Raw genomic sequence first — 16,582 nt, forward strand, 5'->3', positions numbered from 1 at the left:
ACAGCAAGGACAGCAAGGACAGCAAGGACAGCAAGGACAGCAAGGACAGCAAGGACAGCAAGGACAGCAAGGACAGCAAGGACAGCAAGGACAGCAAGGACAGCAAGGACAGCAAGGACAGCAATTCGGCGGCGGGGGCAGCCCCGGCGGCAACCGTTCGTTCGCGCAGGTTCCCGGCGACATTCGAACCCGTGAAGGGATGCAGCGTTTCCTCGACGGCGAAGGCGGCGAATTAGATACGTTGCGCAACGCCGAGCAGTTTCTGCCCGGCGATAGTCCGTTTCGGGAGCCGCTAACGCGGGTGCGCGAACAAGCCCAAGAGTTTCGCCGCAGCGGAGAGTATGGCGAGCGCGCGCCTATTTATGAAATGTATCTGGAGAACGTCGCCGAGCCGCTGGTTGAAACCGCACAACGATTAGAAAGCGAAATTCAACGCTTGCTGAAGCAAAAGGAATTTGCGTTGACGGATGAAGGCGATGTTCCGCTGCAATATCAGAAAAAAGTGTCAGAGTATTTTAAAGCCTTGAGTGAATCAGAATCGGCGGATGGAGAGTAATGCAAGAATTCTTTGAATGGCTCAGCGGAGGCCGCAGCCAGGGGCTGGATTCGCTGCAATTTGACTTATCGTTTCCATTCGGATTTGGATGGGCGTTGGTCATATTGATTGCGTGCGGCGCGCTGGCGTCTTTTTTCTATTGGCCCCAATTACAGCGTCAATCCAATTCGCTTCGCTATACATTGGTCGGGCTAAGGACGGCTTCCGTCCTGCTGATATTATTTTTACTGATGGATCCCTGCATCGTCGGACAGCGCATCCAGCCGGGCGAACAAACGGTGGTTTTGTTATTTGACGACTCCAAAAGTATGCAAGTGCGCGATATGGATGGGGCGTCTCGCGCCGCCCGCCTGACGCAGCGTTATGCTCAAGAAAAAGAACATTTCGAAGAGCAGCTCAAGCAGCGTTTTAACGTCGCCAAATATCGGTTCGGCGCTTCGATTGACGCAGTCGGCGACGTTAGCCAGAACCGCTTTGAGCAACCGCAGAGCGATCTGGCGCAAGCCCTGACGCGAACGCAGCAGGAAAATCAGGCCGCAAACATTGCCGCCGTTGTCTTGTTTTCCGACGGCGCTCAGAACGCGGACGGCCCGCTTGGTCTTGAGGACGCGGCGAGCCGGATTTCTGCGCCGGTCTATGCGGTCGGTGTTGGCGAAGACGCCGAATGGAAAGACGCCCGCATCCGTTCGCTCAGCGTGAATCGGACCCATTTTGACAACAGCCCGGTCAGTCTTGCGGTGGATATTCAAACAGAAGGCCTCGACGGCGAAACGCTCCTGCTTGAGTTGTTGGAAGACGGGCGGGTGATCCAGACAAAGACGGTTGATATTGAAACGGCATTGCAATCAAACCAGATTGCAATTGACTTTACGCCGCAAAAAAAGGATTGGGTTGAATATCAAACCCGGATTTCGATTGAAGGACAAACGGTTGATGCGCCGCCCGGCGAAGAGAATTCTATACGTTCTGATGAGACCATTATTCAAAATAACGCGCGCTCGTTTGTGATTGATAACCGCAAGACGGAATACAAAATTTTGTTTTATAGCGGGCGCCCCAACTGGCAGCATAAATTTGTGCGCCGGGCGTTGCTTGAAGACGAACAACTCAAAACCGCCAGTTTGATTTTAATCTCAAAAGCCGAGCGCCAGTTTGTTTTTCGCGGCGCGCGCACAACGACCACCAACCCATTGTTTGACGGTTTCGATCAAGACCAGGACAAGTACGGGCGCTATGACGAACCCATCTTTTTGCGTTTGGGCGTCAGCAAAGATGAATTGACGAACGGGTATCCGCGCGAGGCGAAAGAACTATTTGCGTATGATCTGGTCATCTGGAACGAAGCCGATTTGGGCGACCTGAGTTTAGAGCGGCTTGAATTGACCCGTGAATTCGTCGATAAGCGCGGCGGCGCATTTCTGTTGATCGGCGGCGAAAATATATTTCGTGATGACAAACTCGCCAGCAGCCTCATCGAACCGATGCTGCCCGTTTTGGCGACGCAAATTCGCGGTGACAGTGTCAGAGACCAGGAGCGATTTTCGGTTGAAGCCACCACCGAAGGGTTTGTGTCCGGCGCGTGGACGCTCGACCCCGATAAAGATATGAACCAATTGCGGTGGAGTGAAATGCCCGCGTTGTTTCGATATCATCCATTTCAATTGACGCGGGCGGGCGCGGTGGTGATGGCGCAAGTCCAAGCGTCGGCGGATGGCGCCCGGCAAGCGCCGTTCTACGCGGTGCAACGCTACGGCGCCGGTAAAAGCGCGGTCTTGTCGTCGCCCGAAACCTGGCCCTGGCAAATGAAAGCCGACTTGGAGGACGACTCGCATGAACAACTGTGGCGGCAGATTGTCCGTAATCTGGTCTCCAATGTTCCGCAGCCGATTGCGCTGGTATCGGTCGAAAGCGCGTATCCGGTCGAGACGCCGATTGTGTTGGACGCATTGGTGCGCGATGAACAGTTTGACGCGCGAGAAGGCGCACAGACGGATATGACAATAACGGCGCCGTCGGGGCAAGAATATGTTCTCGGCGTTGAAGAATCGCTGGATGAGATGGGTGTGTATCAAGGCGAGTTTACGCCGACTGAGGTCGGCATGTACCGCTTGTTGATCGAAGCCTCGGCGGAAGAACCCGACGATATCGGAAACCGCGAGTATGCCTTTCTGGTCGAGCCGGATTTAAGCGAATTCCAAAATGCAAAATATGATCCGTCTACGTTGCAATTGGTCGCTGACCAGACGGGCGGCGAGTTGTTGACGTTAAATCAACTGGCTGAAATCCCAAAGAAAATTCCATTCATCAATCAAGAAAAATCCGAGTGGGTCCGGCTGCATTTATGGCACAACCCGCTGTTTTACTTATTGCTGGTTGGGTTGCTGTGCGCGGAATGGTATCTGCGCCGTACGCGCGGGGAGGCGTAAGATGATGAAGCGAATTGCAACGTATGCCTTTCATATCAGTTTGATTTTTATTTGTTTGATTGATCATGCTGATGCTAATCAGGCGGCGTTGATTATTTGCGGCAGCGGCGGCGAGGCGGAATTCGAAGAACGCTTCGCAGACTGGGGCAAGCGGCTTCAAAGCGCCTTCGTTGAACAATTTGGTTTTGAACCAGACCAAGTCGCGCTTCTGACGGAGCGCCCTGAAGACCCGGGCGCTATATCCAACTTAATCAATATTGAACGTGAAATTCAGAAATTAGCGGCGCCGCAAATGAAGAGGGAGGCGGTTTGGATTTTTCTGATCGGTCACGGAAGTTTTTTTGCGCAGCAGGCGAAGTTTCATGTCCCTGGAATGGACCTGACGGCGGAGCAACTTAATGAATGGCTGCGCGAAATCAATGCGCAACATCTTGTGGTACTCAATGCGTCATCCAGCAGCGCGGGTTTTATCAATGCGCTCAGCGGGCCGGGGCGAATCATTTGCACTGCGACGAAAAGCGTCAGCGAAAAAAACGCGACCGGGTATATGCGCTTTTTTCTGGAAGGAATCGAAAGCGGCGGCGCTGACCGCAATTTTGATGAGCGAATTTCTTTTCTTGAAGCCGCGTCCCGCGCGTCAGAACTCACCCAGGCGTGGTATGACTCCGAAGGGCTTATTGCAACTGAGCATTCGCTGCTTGACGACAATGGAGACCAACTCGGGTCGCGCTTGCCAATTGAAGCGCTTGATTCTCGAGATCAAGACGGCAATGTGGCGGCGACGCGTTTTCTGAAAGAATTTTCCTTCCCAGATGACGCGCCGAATGAATGGGTCCAAAACTATCAGGCAACAATGGCTGAAATTTTTGCATTAAAATCTCAAAAAGAGGCGTATGGCGCAGAGGCCTATTACGCGAAGCTCGAACAGCTATTCATCCACGCAGCGACAATCAACCGTCAGATACGCCAATATAAACCCTCCAATTAAATTTAGTGATTAAATTTTTGTCGACCGATCCAGGCGCAGATAGCATGTATGTGTTATATTTTTAAAAGAGATCAAGCGATTTGTTCTTTTTGGATGAATCTTTTTTGTCTAACAGCCGTATATAGAGAGTGCGCCTATTCATTGGGGAGATGAAGAATGAACCGAAAAATTACTTATTTTCTTGTTTTATTGTCGCTGTTTCTAACTTCAGCAAACGCCGACGTGGTTATCAACGAAATTCATTACAATCCTGCGGAACCGGGTTTTGAAGCCGGGTCGTTGCAAGAATTTATTGAATTGTATAACCCGCAGTCAACGCTCATTGATCTATCCGGCTATCAGTTTACCAATGGAATCACCTATGTGTTTCCCGATGGGACGATAATGGGTGCGAATGAATACATTGTATTAGCGCGCGATCCGGCAGACCGGTCTTGGCGCGGCAGATACTCGCCTGACTTGGGGCCGTATGAAGGGCAACTTTCAAATAGCGGCGAGCGCATTCGCTTGGAGCGACCGGATGGTACGATTGTCGAGAATTTTGAGTACCATGATGGCCCGCCCTGGCCGAGAACTTCAGACGGCTATGGTTCTTCGTTAGAACGCATTCAATGGGACCTGCCTTCCGCAGACTTTCACAGTTGGCGGGCTTCGCTTCAGACCGACGGTACGCCGGGTGAAATCAATACCGTCGCCAATGTATTGCCTCGTCCAATGATTATTGGTCACCAGACATTCCCCGCGCATCCGACTTCTGGGGATGCGGTTGCGGTTCAGCTTCACATCGACGCCGCTGACACAATTGATTCCGCGACGTTGCAGTGGGAGGTCGCCAACCAAAGGTCTTCTGGCTCAAACCCGAACCAACCAGAATTTTTAGTGCAAGGTTTTGATCGGTTTCGATATTTTAAGGGAACGAGCGACCCTTCGCCTGGTTTGGAATGGACGCAACCAGAATTTGACGATTCTCAATGGCGCGCCAGTAACGGCGGCTATGGTTATGGCAACGTCGATTTTGTCAGTACGCAATTGGACGACATGCGGGATTCATATACTACGGTGTATATCCGTCGGGCATTCAATGTGCAGGATGTGGATGAATTAGAAACGCTTCTACTCTATACGTTCTACAGCGGCGGTTTTGTCTGTTACATCAATGGGACGGAGGTCGCCCGCGATAATATTGCGGGTGAGGTTCAATTCGCTTCTACCTCGTCAAGAGTGAATAATGCAAACAATCCATCTCTCATTACCATCGAAAATGCCAATGAAGTTTTGGTTGAGGGCGAAAACACAATCGCCGTAGTCGGTCTTGCGCGGCGGTTGAATCTAACGTCTTTCTTGATTGCCGTCTTCTTGCTTGAAGGCGAGCGCCGCGAAGGCTCCGACGAGGGAAGTCATCGCATTGAAATGAACAAGATTAGTACGAGCGACGATGTCGCGATTTATGAGGCTGTCATCCCGCCGAATTTATCGCAATCGTTGGTGCGGTTTAACGCCGCGCTTTCTTTAAGCGATGGCTCGTCTTTGATCCTGCCGCATATCACCACGCTTCGACCATTTGAATCCTACTTTGTTTATGACGGTGAAGTAGAATCAAAACTGCCGATTCTCTGGCCCTATCACGCCTCGGTTTCGCAGTTGACTGAATTTGAACGCTCCGTCACTGGTATGGTAATTCTACCGACGGACGCTGTTTCTCCCTTGGTATTTGACGGCGCACTGGTTTATCCATCACGCGGCGGGACGAAGTTGAAATTCCTGAAGGGCGAAGAATACCGCAACGACCGTACGCTCAACATGATGCCGGAGCGGCCAACCGGCGGAACAACAGCGGGTTCTAGTTCGCCGCACCGTGAACATCTGGGCTATTGGTTTTTCAAGCGCTTCGGCGTGCCTGCGCCGAGAGCTGAATGGCATCGTGTTATCACTAGCGGTGAACATACCCAACAGGTAGTGTTTCAGCAAATCAACGAGCGCTTTTTAGAAATGAACGGCTTAAATCCTAATGCGGACCTATTCAAGCGAAATTACGTTAACCCAAAGTGGGAGCCGCATACCAACAAAGAAAACGGTACGGATGCGATTGATGCGCTGGAGCGGGCAATTCGCCAACGTAATGACGACGATTTGCGGGCCGCGATTGAAGCCAATCTGGTGGAAGAAGAATTTTTGAGCTATAGCGTCGCCTCTGTCCTCACAAGCAACTGGGACGGTTTCCACAACAATCACTGGATGTATCTCGACCCGGATACGCAGAAGTGGCAGATGATCCCTTGGGATTTAGATAAAGCCTGGGGATTTACCGACAGCAATTCGATGTTTGTCCGTATGCCGGTTGAGTTTCCCTTAAACGGCAGTGCCCAACACGCCGGGCGCGAGCCAGGCCCGATTACCGGATGGGTCCATCGGGACGCTACTTATGATGAAGCCTATCGAAACCGCTTACAGTATGAATTGACCCATACGTTCACCGAAGAATTCATGGGGACCAAAATTAACGAAGTCAGAGACTATTTGCTCGAAGATTTAGACTTGCTTGAAAGTCATATCGGCGATTCGCGCAATGAGCGCCGCGAGCAGATCAATGACTCAACTCAAACGATCTTAGACTTTGTCCAATTGCGCCGCGACTATCTGGTTGGTGAATTAGGAACGCCGATTCAGAACTGGGATATCTATTAAGGTTCTTCCCGTATTTGGGTGCTTTATCACAAATTGAATTGCGTTTTTTTAACGCTTTTTCGTGAATTCTTGATCTTTCGCTGTATCAGGCATGAGTACAACTCTGCTTGCTTCAGTGCGGGCTTTCACGCCCTTATGCACAGGCGCTCCCAGAGTTCCACCCATACCTGATTGGTTTGTCAATTTTTGAAATGCCGGAGCCCGTTTCTGAATCCAAAAAATGGCCATCCATCAAGGTAGGTACTCACTTACCGGATGAACCTCTATTAATAAAACCGAAATGGACCGACACCCCGACCGGTCCGGCGTCATAGATGCCGGGCCGGTTGCCGTTATATGGAGTAATCTTGTATAGTTGAACGGCTGTATTCAATTGAGTGAGTTTTGATCGAATTGGAGAAGGAAATGAAAAATACTGGACAAAAATTTTATGCTTTAACGCGAGCGCTGCTCGTTATTTCTGCCATCGCTTGCACGATGAATATTGTGACTGCCGGGCAGTCAAACATGCGGCTCTGGTATGAACAACCCGCAAAAGAATGGGTGGAGGCCTTGCCCGTCGGCAATGGACGCCTGGGCGCAATGGTTTTCGGCGGCGTGGAGCAAGAACGCATTCAGTTTAATGAAGACACGCTATGGAAAGGCGTTCCCCGCGATTATATCAATCCAAAAGCGTTGGAGACACTGCCGAAAGTGCGCCAGTTGTTGTTTGAAGGAAAACAACGCGAGGCGCAAGAAGTCGCCAACGACATGATGAGCCTGCCGCTTAATCAAGAGGCTTATCAACCGTTCGGCGATGTCAATCTTACATTTCCTAAACACCAATCCGTCGAAAATTATGAGCGCGAACTCGATTTAAACACAGCAGTCGCAACCACCACCTATAAAGTGGGCGATGTGACATACAAGCGCGAAGTATTTTCGAGTTTTCCCGATCAGGCCATTGTTATTCGGCTCTCGGCTGATCAGCCAAATGCCATTGATTGTTCAATGGCCCAATCTACGCCGCATCCTTACGTCGATGTTTTGAACACCATTCAAGACGGCGCGGGATTAGTCGTATTGACTGGTCGGCTGGACGGCTACGACCATCCCCCGACAAAATCCTATAAACCAAGTTGCTTGCGCTTTGAATCACAGTTGCGCATCGAAGTAAAAGACGGAAACCTTGCGATCACAGATGAAGGCATTGATGTGGTCGGCGCGTCGGAAGTAATTTTAAAACTCTGCGCCGCGACCAGTTATAAAAACTATCGTGACATTGGCGCCAATCCCTCCCGCCTGTGCGATGAGTATATGCGTCCTGTCGCGGAGAAGTCATTTGATGATTTAAAGCAAGCCCATGTCGCTGATTATCAAAACCTGTTCAACCGCCTTTCAATTGATCTCGGCGAGACGGATGCAGCCAAACAGCCGACCAACGAGCGCATAAAGCAATTTAGCGAACAAGCCGACCCGCAGTTGGTCTCGCTTTATTATCAGTATGGACGTTATTTGCTCATCAGTTGCTCGCGTCCCGGCAGCCAACCCGCGACCTTACAGGGCATCTGGAACCAGGAGTTAAATCCGCCTTGGGACAGCAAGTGGACGGTCAATATCAATACCGAAATGAACTACTGGCCCGCCGAAATGTGCAACCTTTCGGAATGCCACGAACCGTTGTTTTCAATGCTGGAAGACCTCGTCTACACCGGCGGCGCTGTTGCGCGCGAACATTACGGCGCCCGCGGTTGGGTGTTGCATCACAACTCTGACGTTTGGCGGGGCGCGGCGCCGATCAACGCTTCCAATCACGGCATCTGGATGACGGGCGGCGCTTGGTTAAGCCAACATTTATGGTGGCGTTATGAGTTTACCCGCGATGCAGAATTTTTGCGCAATCGCGCCTACCCCATCATGCGCGGCGCGGCGCTGTTCTTTGTCGACTTTTTGATTGAAGACCCCAAAACCGGCTGGCTGATTAGTACGCCGTCTAACTCGCCTGAAAACGGTGGGCTGGTCGCGGGGCCGTCGATGGACCACCAGATTATTCGCAACCTGCTGGGCAATTGCATTCGCGCTAGCGAGATTCTGGGGACGGATGAATACTTGCGCAATACATGGAAATCCATCAAAGAAAAAATCGCGCCGAACCAGATCGGCCAATATGGGCAGTTACAGGAATGGCTGGAAGACAAGGACAATCCCAAAGACGAACACCGCCATGTGTCGCACCTGTGGGCCTTACACCCCGGCAACGAAATCACGCCGCTGCAAACGCCGAAATTCGCCGAGGCCTGCAAGGTAACGCTTTCGCATCGCGGAGACGGCGGCACCGGTTGGAGCAAGGCGTGGAAAGTGAATTTCTGGGCGCGGCTGCATGACGGCGACCATTCATTCAAAATGCTTTCAGAGCTGTTCACCAAAAGCACGTTGCCGAACATGTTTGATACTCATCCACCGTTCCAGATCGACGGCAACTTTGGCGGTATCTCCGGCATCACCGAAATGCTGTTGCAAAGCCATACGGGAGAGATTCACCTGTTGCCTGCGTTGCCTGGCGCGCTCGCCAGCGGTTCAATCAAAGGGCTGTGCGCGCGCGGCGGGTTTTATGTCGATCTCGATTGGAGCGACGGCGTTTTGAAATCTGCCAAGTTAACGGCGCGGGTCAACGCGTCAGGCAAAGTCCGTTATCAAGACAAGGTGGTTCCCGTTGAATTGAAAAAAGGCGAGTCGGTGACATTCGGTAACGATTTGTCGCAAGGCTAGAGCGTTTGTCAAAAATACGTGCGGTAAGCGCGCCCGTAGGGCCCAGCGATAGATACAGTTACGGAAACTCAATCCGCACATAATTCTGGCAACCACTATAAAACGCAAATTGAGAGGAAACCGCCATGCAGAAATTAAAACTTGACCATGTTGCATTCCCTGTGAGCGACCTCGACGCCTCGGTTGCGTTTTACGTGGAAAAACTGGGATTGAAACTGATGTTTCAACAGGTCGATGAAGAGCATGGCGAAGCGTTCGCGTTTCTCGAACTCGAGGGCGGGAATTTAGAACTGCTGCAATCATTAAAAACGCCGGAGGCTGCGACGCCTCCGGCGATCAATGATTTGTTTTGCCCGCATGTTGCAATTCAAGTTGATGACCTGAGCGAGTGGCTAAGCGTTCTTGAAGAAAAAGAGATCGCCGTCGCTAAAGGCCCGCTTGAAATTCCCGGCAAAGTAAAATGGCTTTACTTCGCCGACCCAGACAACAATATAATAGAACTCGTCGAGTGGCTTTAAGGCCTATTCTATTTGCCGAAATGGCGGTCGGCGAAATTCAAATACTGCTGCCAGTCATAATCGGTCACGTCGTGCTTGCCTGTGCGGATATGATAGCGAATGTCATCGCCGACGGGGTGATTGACGCTCGGCTGCTCTTCAACGCCCACGCCTTTCTTACCAAATAATTCATAAACTTGGCCCGCGAATTTCGCTGAAGTGAATTCGCCTTTGGGGTCTGCCCAGCGGTCGTCTTGTGCGCTGGCGACGTACACCGGACGCGGCGCAATCAATGCGATCAGCATGTGTTGGTCAACAGGCAGCGCGTCTTCGTTTTCGTTATATTGGTTGAAATTATCATTGAACCAATGCGGAAACGCGCGGTTGATGCGCCCGACGGTTTCGCCGAAGCGCCGCCGCGACAACGCCGCGCCGCCGCAGCCCGAATCATTTGAGATGACCAGGGCGAAGCGCTCATCGCTGGCGCCGCCCCACAGCGAGGTCTTACCCAAGCGTGAGTGCCCCAACAGCGCAACTTGTTTTTCATTGATCTGCGCGTCTCGTTCAAAATAATCCATCACGCGGCTGAGTCCCCACGACCAGGCGCCGATGCTGCCCCATTCGTTGGGTTTTAACTTGTAATCTTTGGACGGATAAAAGTAAGGCTGAATGCCGTTTTGAAAGCCGTCGTCATAATCGGGATCAATATCATAGTAATACACCGTCGCGAGGCCGTATCCACGGTCGAGTATGGCGTCGACCGCCCAGCGGCTGCTGCTGGCTCCACGGCTCTCATCAACATTTGGCGCTTCGCCTTTGCGCTTCATTTCCGCCAGCCAACTGTCGCTGACGCGAATGTCCGGGTCGGCGTTGATGGTGTGGTTGCCTTTGAAGTTGAGTCCGACGAATACGGGAACCGGCGCCTTGGCGTTCTTGGGGAGATACACCAGTAGTTCGATTTTATACCCCGCCTGTTTACCAAAGGGATACAGCGTGACCTGTTTGCGTATCGCTTTGCCGCCAAGCGCGTCGTTGTCGGTTTCAACATCTGAATCGAGCGGAAACGTCTTGGCGGGCGTTTTGCCGAATACGTGTTCTTCAAACAGCGCAAACACTTCGGGGCGCCGCTTTTCGGTCCAGTCTTTGGCGGTTTTGACGACGGAACCGTCTTGGCAAACCAGCAGTTCCGGCAACTCGTAGGGCGGAATCTTGTTTTCGTCGTAGTTTGGAACAAAGTCTTGTGAGGTGGAGGTTTGGATCGTCATTAGCAATAGGGTGATGATAAATAAGATAGACTGAGTTTGTGCTTTCATGGTTTCCCCGCATCAAATGTTCTGTGATGCTTGAAGCATACCATAGATCAATCGGGATTTAAAATAGCGCATCGTATTTTTTAATGAGAGAGCCCCAGCCATATTGGACGACGGTGTGACGCAAGTTTGGCAATTGATTTTGCGCTGCGCGTTGAATTGTGCGTTCTAGTAACGCGGGGAGTCCTTCGTCTTCGTCATAGAGCGTTTGAGAATGAAATTCACGGGGGACCAAGTTTGGATAATTCAATCGGCGCGGCAGAATCGGAAACGCGCCTGAATAGACGGCTTCGACAATACTCAGCCCAAAAAATTCCTGCGTTGCGGTTGAGACCACGATGTCGCTTTGGGCCAACAGATTGGCGTAGTCGCGGCGCGTGGGCGCGTAGCCATAGTGGACCAAGCGTGAACCGAGGATGCGCTTGAGATCAAGAAACTCGACCGGCGTTTTGTGGAACTGCTCTCCGCATAAAATGGCCCGGAATTCACAGCCGTTTTTAAGCAGCGTTTTCAAGGCTTTCGCGAACTGTTCCGGTTTTTTGTCGCGGTCCCAACGATGGTTCCATAAGACGACGGGCGGCCCGCCGTCGCGAACCGGCGCGTCATGTAGCTCATCAAAATTGACCGGCGGCGCAATCACTTGTGACGCGGCCTGTTTGGCTTCGAGTTGCTCAGCCGAGGGAGCAACATCAGCAATTTTCGACAAGACGGATTGGATGCCTTCAAAGAAACTCTGTTTGTTAAATTCTGAATTGAACACAACCTCGTCTGCTGTGAGCACCGAGAGCAAATTTGTAATGGCAAAATGATAATCAATTCGTTCATCGGGATGCAGCGGATAGGTAATTTGATTTTCATGTAGATAATATATGGCAGGCGTTTGCGGTAATGTGCGCCGCGTCAGCGCCATGAAATCCGCCAGATTTAACATGCTGCTTGCAAGCACGGCGTCCCAGTGTTGGTGCGCAAGTTGGGCGTTAAATTCTTCGGCCAGTGAAATCGCCGCGCCCCGCATACGCCATTTCCACTTTCGGGCTGGCAGGGTGAGCAAGTGGATGTCATGGCGGGAATGTTGGATCAAACCGTCGATCCACTCGCGGTGAGAGCCGCCATAATAGGGTTCGAGCGCAAGGATTTGTTTTGCTGACATTGAAATTGTACTTTACTCGCTATCGTTATTCTTTGTATGATGGGGGTTAATGATACCGTAGGAGAATGAATATGCAAATTCGGCGTGATTTTTTGAAGACCTCATCGTCTACACTAATGGCGGGCGCGTCAGGGTTGTTGAGTCTAAACGCATGGGCGCAAGAGGCGGGCGACCGGCCAGCGAAAGCAAAAGGCGTAACCGTGTTGAATCCACGCAATCGCGTCCCGCTGAGTTTTATCATTGACGACTCGACTTGCTTGGTGAATCTCGCGCATTTTGGCATTCCCCATTTTAAAGAAGCGTTTCCTGAGCGTTACAAACAAGATTGGCGTTCGCTGCCGCGTGAAATTCCTGACGACTTTGTGCGAAAGTTTGGCGGCTGGTGTTCGGAACACGGCGTCAAAGGCAAGTACAGCATCGTGCCCTATCCCGCCTGCGTCGGTTGGATGGACCGTGACTTGCCGGGGTGGAGTAAAAAAGAACTGGACGACAGCATCAAACTCGTCAAGGAAGAGATGACGCCCAACTGGGATATCCACCCCGAAATGATTTCGCATACCTGGGTCATCAATACGAAGACGGGTCGGCCTTATCCCGAGCGCACCGAACAGTACATGGAAAATTTTGGCTGGACAGTCGGCAAGTCGGTCGATGAACTCGCCAATTATATGTCGTATGCGTTGCAAATTTTGCACAACATTGATTTGCCCTGCGAAGGCATCACTACGCCGGGCGGTTTTGGCAATCGCGTCTTGCCTGAACTGGCGCAGGCGACCCTGGAGTCGTGCCGCGACGTGTATCAGGCGGAGATTCCCCATTACTTCCGCCACCTGTATACCGACGAGCGCAGCGTGGCGCCGCGCGTGGAATATGCGTCAGGCCTCGACGGCGACGACCCGCGCTGCGTGGTTTCGATCATCGGTTGCACAGGCGACTGGTTCGGCGGCTGGGACGGCCTTGTACCGGGCAACGTCAACAAGTTCATTACCCCAAACCTCGAACAAGGCCGCATGGTCGATGTGATCGAGCGGGGCGAGCCTGCGATTATGGTTTGCCATTGGCCGGGCATTTATTATAACGGCGACGAAATCGGCTTCACTATTTTCAAAGAGGTTGTGCGTCGCGTCCATGAAAAATATGACAACGTGGTATGGATGAAACTCAGCGAGATCGCCCGCTACTGGGCGGCGAAGGAACTTACGCAGATTACGCTGAAAGACGGCGCCATCGTTTTGAACGCGCCCTACGCTTGCCCTGGGTTCACCATTGAATGCGAGATGGAAAACGCCGCGCAGCCCCAGCTGGTCTGCAAAAATCAAACGGCGCCGCTTGAGAACAAGGGGCGCCTGTTGGATTTAGAGAGCGGGTATTTTGTTCAGCAAGAAAAGAAATTAGCGCTCTGTTTTGATTTGCCCAAAGGCGAGTCGGTCATTCAGTTTGGGTGACGCGAATTGGAAGCATATATATCCGCAGATATTTTGTGGAAATAACGAAGAGTTAAGGACTGCCCTGGTCGTTCAGATACAAAGAGAGATGCACGCACGCCAGAATTTATTGCTTCTGCCTAAGTTTGCATTGATGGGCCAACACGTAATTAAAGTGTTTTTCTATGATTGAATGGTTATTGGTTTTGACCAGCAGGCGCCGTCGCTGCTGCCTGTGAAAACCGTTGATTCGCATTGGAAGTCTGCTGTGTGCAGCGCGGCGATTTTGCGTACGCTCTGTGCGCCTTTACGGCCCTCGCATAAGAAACACACCACCCCGCCCGAACCGCCGCCTGTTATCTTGGCGCCGTAGATTCCGTTCTCCGGGCCGAATTCAATGGCGCGTTCGACCAGCGCGTCTGTCGCGTCGCTGCCCAAGCGGCATCGGTTATATCCCTGGTGCGATTGCATCATCAATTCGCCCAATTGCATACAACAAGCCTCGCGCTCAATTTTATTGAGTGAGGTTTGGTTTAGATGCTGAGCAATCATGCGAAATATTTTGACGCGCTGATTTTCATAGATCGGATATTGCGCGCAAGACCGAACGGAATACGAGCGCGATGCTTTCGGCGTGGTATAGGCGTCAATTGTGTTGCCATACTGCTCGATGAATTTCTTGCCCGAGATGCTAACCGGAAGCAATGACGCAAAATCTTTTTCGAATAACGATGGCGTGATGTTCGCTAAATACCCTTGAAACGGTAGTGCGTTTTGATCGTGTTTATTTTTCGCTTGCGCCAGTTTTGTTTTAGAAACGCCCAATTGATTGGCAATGACGGAATAGCCCATGAACGCCGCCGTCCGAGCGTCTCCGTAGGCGTTGCCGTTCACTGAATGACGAACGCCGCTGTCGATTCCGATGATTTGTAGGTTGCGGGGAATCTCGACGGGTTTGCCGACGATATCGGGCTGGCACAAAATCGGCAGCAGTTTGTTTGCGCGTCCAAAATAGCAGGCAAGCTGGTCCATGAGTCCGCAGGGCGCGCCGACGATCTCGTTTTCAACGCGCTGCGCTAAGACCGGTAACTGGTTGCCGGGCAGTTGAATTTTTAATGCGCGGCATAACGCTGACATCACAGCCGTCTCAAGCGCGGCGGAAGATGATATGCCTTTGCCAATGGGTACCTTGGTTTCGATCCAAAAATCAGCGCCTTGGATTGGGGCGTCCGCGTCGTGAATCAATGCCAGTGCGCAGCCAAAAATATACGCCGACCATGAGTTTTCCTCATCGCCATTGAGTATATCATGCGCGTGCGCGTAAAAATTTTTCTTGATGGAAGGGAACTGTTTGAGGCTGCATTCCGCCGTTTCAGCGTGTCCCGCCCGTTTCGCGGATGCGCTGTGTACGCGCAGCGCGCCGTCGTTTCTCAGCGCAACATAGACGCCGGTGCGTTCTTTGATCGGCATCTGCAAAACGCACGAACCCGAATAGTCGCCGATGCCGCCCATCACGTCGATGCGGCCGGGCGCGGACGCAAAAACCACTTGTCGGTTGGGGCCGAAAAATCGTTTCATCTGGTTGCTGAGTTTCATTGATGGGGCCCAATCATGAATCCAGTTTGACGCGCCTGAGTTCTTCCGCCTTCACTTCGGGCATGGTATCCGCCATGAAGTTGCCGCCGCCAATTTCTGGCCCTGCGAGAAACTTTTGCAAACCCGGTTGGCGCAAGGGCGGCTGCAATAATAAGTGTAAGTGATGCGGCGAGTGGTTGCCATGGTCGACGGGCGCTTGCAGAATCGACATCACATAAGGAAAGGGGACGCCATACAGCCCGTCGTAGCGCCGGACCAAATCTTGAAAACAAGCCGCCAGATCATGCAACTCGTCGTCTGACATCGTCGCCAGCGTTGCGTGTCGCTTTTTTGGGAAAATCATCACTTCATACGCATAGCGGGCGAAGTAGGGAACAAACGACAGCGCGTTGTCATTCTCAGTGATGATACGTTCGCCCGATTCGAGCTCGTGTGATAAAATTTCTGAAAATATATTTTTGTTGTATTCCGCGTCGAATTGCCGCGCCGCCCGCAACTCCTGTTCGACCAAAGCGAAGGTGAAATTGGTCGCATAAATCTGGCAGTGGGGATGGGGGTTTGATACGCCGACCATGGCGCCGTGGTTCTCAAAAATTAATGCAAATTCAACCGCTGGATTATTTTTGAATTCCTGCATCTGCTCGCGCCAGGCGAGAAATACGTTGGTTGCTTGTTCGGGTAAAACGTCCGCCAGGGTTACGTTGTGGCGCGGATCATAACACACCACCCGCGCGATGCCGTCCGCGCGCGTTTTTTTGAATAACGCCGGGTGGCCTGATTGCGCCGCTGGATCAATAGGAGGCGCGTTGTCGCCAACGACGGGAAAGTCGTTGTCAAATATATAGACGCCTTTGTAGTCGGGGTTCACTTTGCCGTTGGCGCGTTTGTTTCGCGGGCACAAATAGCAATCAGGCAAGTATTCAGGAACGGGTTCGGACGCGCTGGCTAACGCGCCGCTCCAAGGCCGGGCGTTTCGGTGCGCCGAATACACCACCCATTCCTGACGAAGCGGATGCCATCGCTGCTCCCATTGCCCCAAAAATTCATTGCTCATAATTCGTTCACAAAATGACAAGATTGATTCAACGAAACCAAAAAATACATGAAGTTTTTGAATTCAAGAAAATAAGTATAAACGAAATTCGGCGTCTTGGACACCGATTTGCGAAAACGACAAACCAAATTGCGAATATGAAATAAAA

Annotated in this window: 11 protein-coding genes; 7 read left to right on the forward strand and 4 right to left on the reverse strand. The window is 51.8% G+C overall.

Annotation, left to right across the window (positions count from 1 at the left end):
- The 6 genes from P9L94_07775 to P9L94_07800 all read left to right on the forward strand — a co-directional run.
- Positions 1-556: hypothetical protein (locus P9L94_07775; protein MDP8243964.1), on the forward strand; the 556-nt coding region annotated here is incomplete at its 5' end.
- Complete coding sequence (locus P9L94_07780) at positions 556-2,982, forward strand: hypothetical protein (GenBank protein ID MDP8243965.1); 2,427 nt, start codon at positions 556-558, stop codon at positions 2,980-2,982. The genes P9L94_07775 and P9L94_07780, both read left to right, overlap by 1 nt.
- A gap of 1 nt (position 2,983) precedes the next feature.
- Positions 2,984-3,970 carry a hypothetical protein gene (locus tag P9L94_07785; GenBank protein ID MDP8243966.1) on the forward strand — a complete coding sequence of 329 codons (987 nt, stop codon included), beginning with the start codon at positions 2,984-2,986 and terminating at the stop codon, positions 3,968-3,970.
- A 156-nt stretch (positions 3,971-4,126) separates the two neighbouring features.
- The gene (locus P9L94_07790; protein MDP8243967.1) at positions 4,127-6,655 is read left to right on the forward strand and encodes a CotH kinase family protein; all 2,529 of its coding nucleotides are present in this window, start codon (positions 4,127-4,129) and stop codon (positions 6,653-6,655) included.
- Between the two features lie 405 nt (positions 6,656-7,060).
- Positions 7,061-9,403 (forward strand): glycoside hydrolase family 95 protein, encoded by a 2,343-nt coding sequence (locus tag P9L94_07795; protein ID MDP8243968.1) that lies wholly within the window; start codon positions 7,061-7,063, stop codon positions 9,401-9,403.
- A 125-nt stretch (positions 9,404-9,528) separates the two neighbouring features.
- Positions 9,529-9,921 carry a VOC family protein gene (locus tag P9L94_07800; protein MDP8243969.1) on the forward strand — a complete coding sequence of 131 codons (393 nt, stop codon included), beginning with the start codon at positions 9,529-9,531 and terminating at the stop codon, positions 9,919-9,921.
- Between the two features lie 8 nt (positions 9,922-9,929).
- Here the strand turns inward: P9L94_07800 and P9L94_07805 are convergent, their stop codons facing one another.
- On the reverse strand, positions 9,930-11,213 hold the full coding sequence (locus P9L94_07805) for a hypothetical protein (GenBank protein ID MDP8243970.1): 1,284 nt from the start codon (positions 11,211-11,213) through the stop codon (positions 9,930-9,932).
- A 58-nt stretch (positions 11,214-11,271) separates the two neighbouring features.
- Positions 11,272-12,360, reverse strand: coding sequence for a DUF3524 domain-containing protein (locus P9L94_07810; protein ID MDP8243971.1), 1,089 nt, complete (start codon positions 12,358-12,360; stop codon positions 11,272-11,274).
- A gap of 71 nt (positions 12,361-12,431) precedes the next feature.
- Here P9L94_07810 and P9L94_07815 point away from each other — a divergent pair, with 71 nt between their 5' ends.
- Complete coding sequence (locus tag P9L94_07815) at positions 12,432-13,805, forward strand: hypothetical protein (protein MDP8243972.1); 1,374 nt, start codon at positions 12,432-12,434, stop codon at positions 13,803-13,805.
- A gap of 162 nt (positions 13,806-13,967) precedes the next feature.
- Here the strand turns inward: P9L94_07815 and P9L94_07820 are convergent, their stop codons facing one another.
- Together P9L94_07820 and galT are read right to left on the reverse strand one after the other, a co-directional pair.
- Positions 13,968-15,380, reverse strand: coding sequence for a galactokinase family protein (locus tag P9L94_07820; GenBank protein ID MDP8243973.1), 1,413 nt, complete (start codon positions 15,378-15,380; stop codon positions 13,968-13,970).
- 13 nt (positions 15,381-15,393) lie between these two features.
- Complete coding sequence (gene galT, locus P9L94_07825) at positions 15,394-16,434, reverse strand: galactose-1-phosphate uridylyltransferase (GenBank protein MDP8243974.1); 1,041 nt, start codon at positions 16,432-16,434, stop codon at positions 15,394-15,396.
- Positions 16,435-16,582: the final 148 nt, after the last annotated feature.

The organism is Candidatus Hinthialibacter antarcticus (assembly GCA_030765645.1).
GTDB classification, from domain to species: Bacteria; Hinthialibacterota; Hinthialibacteria; order Hinthialibacterales; family Hinthialibacteraceae; genus Hinthialibacter; species Hinthialibacter antarcticus.

Coding starts and splice junctions, on each gene's coding strand:
- P9L94_07780 (MDP8243965.1), top strand. CDS start 556: ATGCAAGAATTCTTTGAATGGCTCAGCGGAGGCCGCAGCCAGGGGCTG.
- P9L94_07785 (MDP8243966.1), top strand. CDS start 2,984: ATGATGAAGCGAATTGCAACGTATGCCTTTCATATCAGTTTGATTTTT.
- P9L94_07790 (MDP8243967.1), top strand. CDS start 4,127: ATGAACCGAAAAATTACTTATTTTCTTGTTTTATTGTCGCTGTTTCTA.
- P9L94_07795 (MDP8243968.1), top strand. CDS start 7,061: ATGAAAAATACTGGACAAAAATTTTATGCTTTAACGCGAGCGCTGCTC.
- P9L94_07800 (MDP8243969.1), top strand. CDS start 9,529: ATGCAGAAATTAAAACTTGACCATGTTGCATTCCCTGTGAGCGACCTC.
- P9L94_07805 (MDP8243970.1), bottom strand. CDS start 11,213: ATGAAAGCACAAACTCAGTCTATCTTATTTATCATCACCCTATTGCTA.
- P9L94_07810 (MDP8243971.1), bottom strand. CDS start 12,360: ATGTCAGCAAAACAAATCCTTGCGCTCGAACCCTATTATGGCGGCTCT.
- P9L94_07815 (MDP8243972.1), top strand. CDS start 12,432: ATGCAAATTCGGCGTGATTTTTTGAAGACCTCATCGTCTACACTAATG.
- P9L94_07820 (MDP8243973.1), bottom strand. CDS start 15,380: ATGAAACTCAGCAACCAGATGAAACGATTTTTCGGCCCCAACCGACAA.
- galT (MDP8243974.1), bottom strand. CDS start 16,434: ATGAGCAATGAATTTTTGGGGCAATGGGAGCAGCGATGGCATCCGCTT.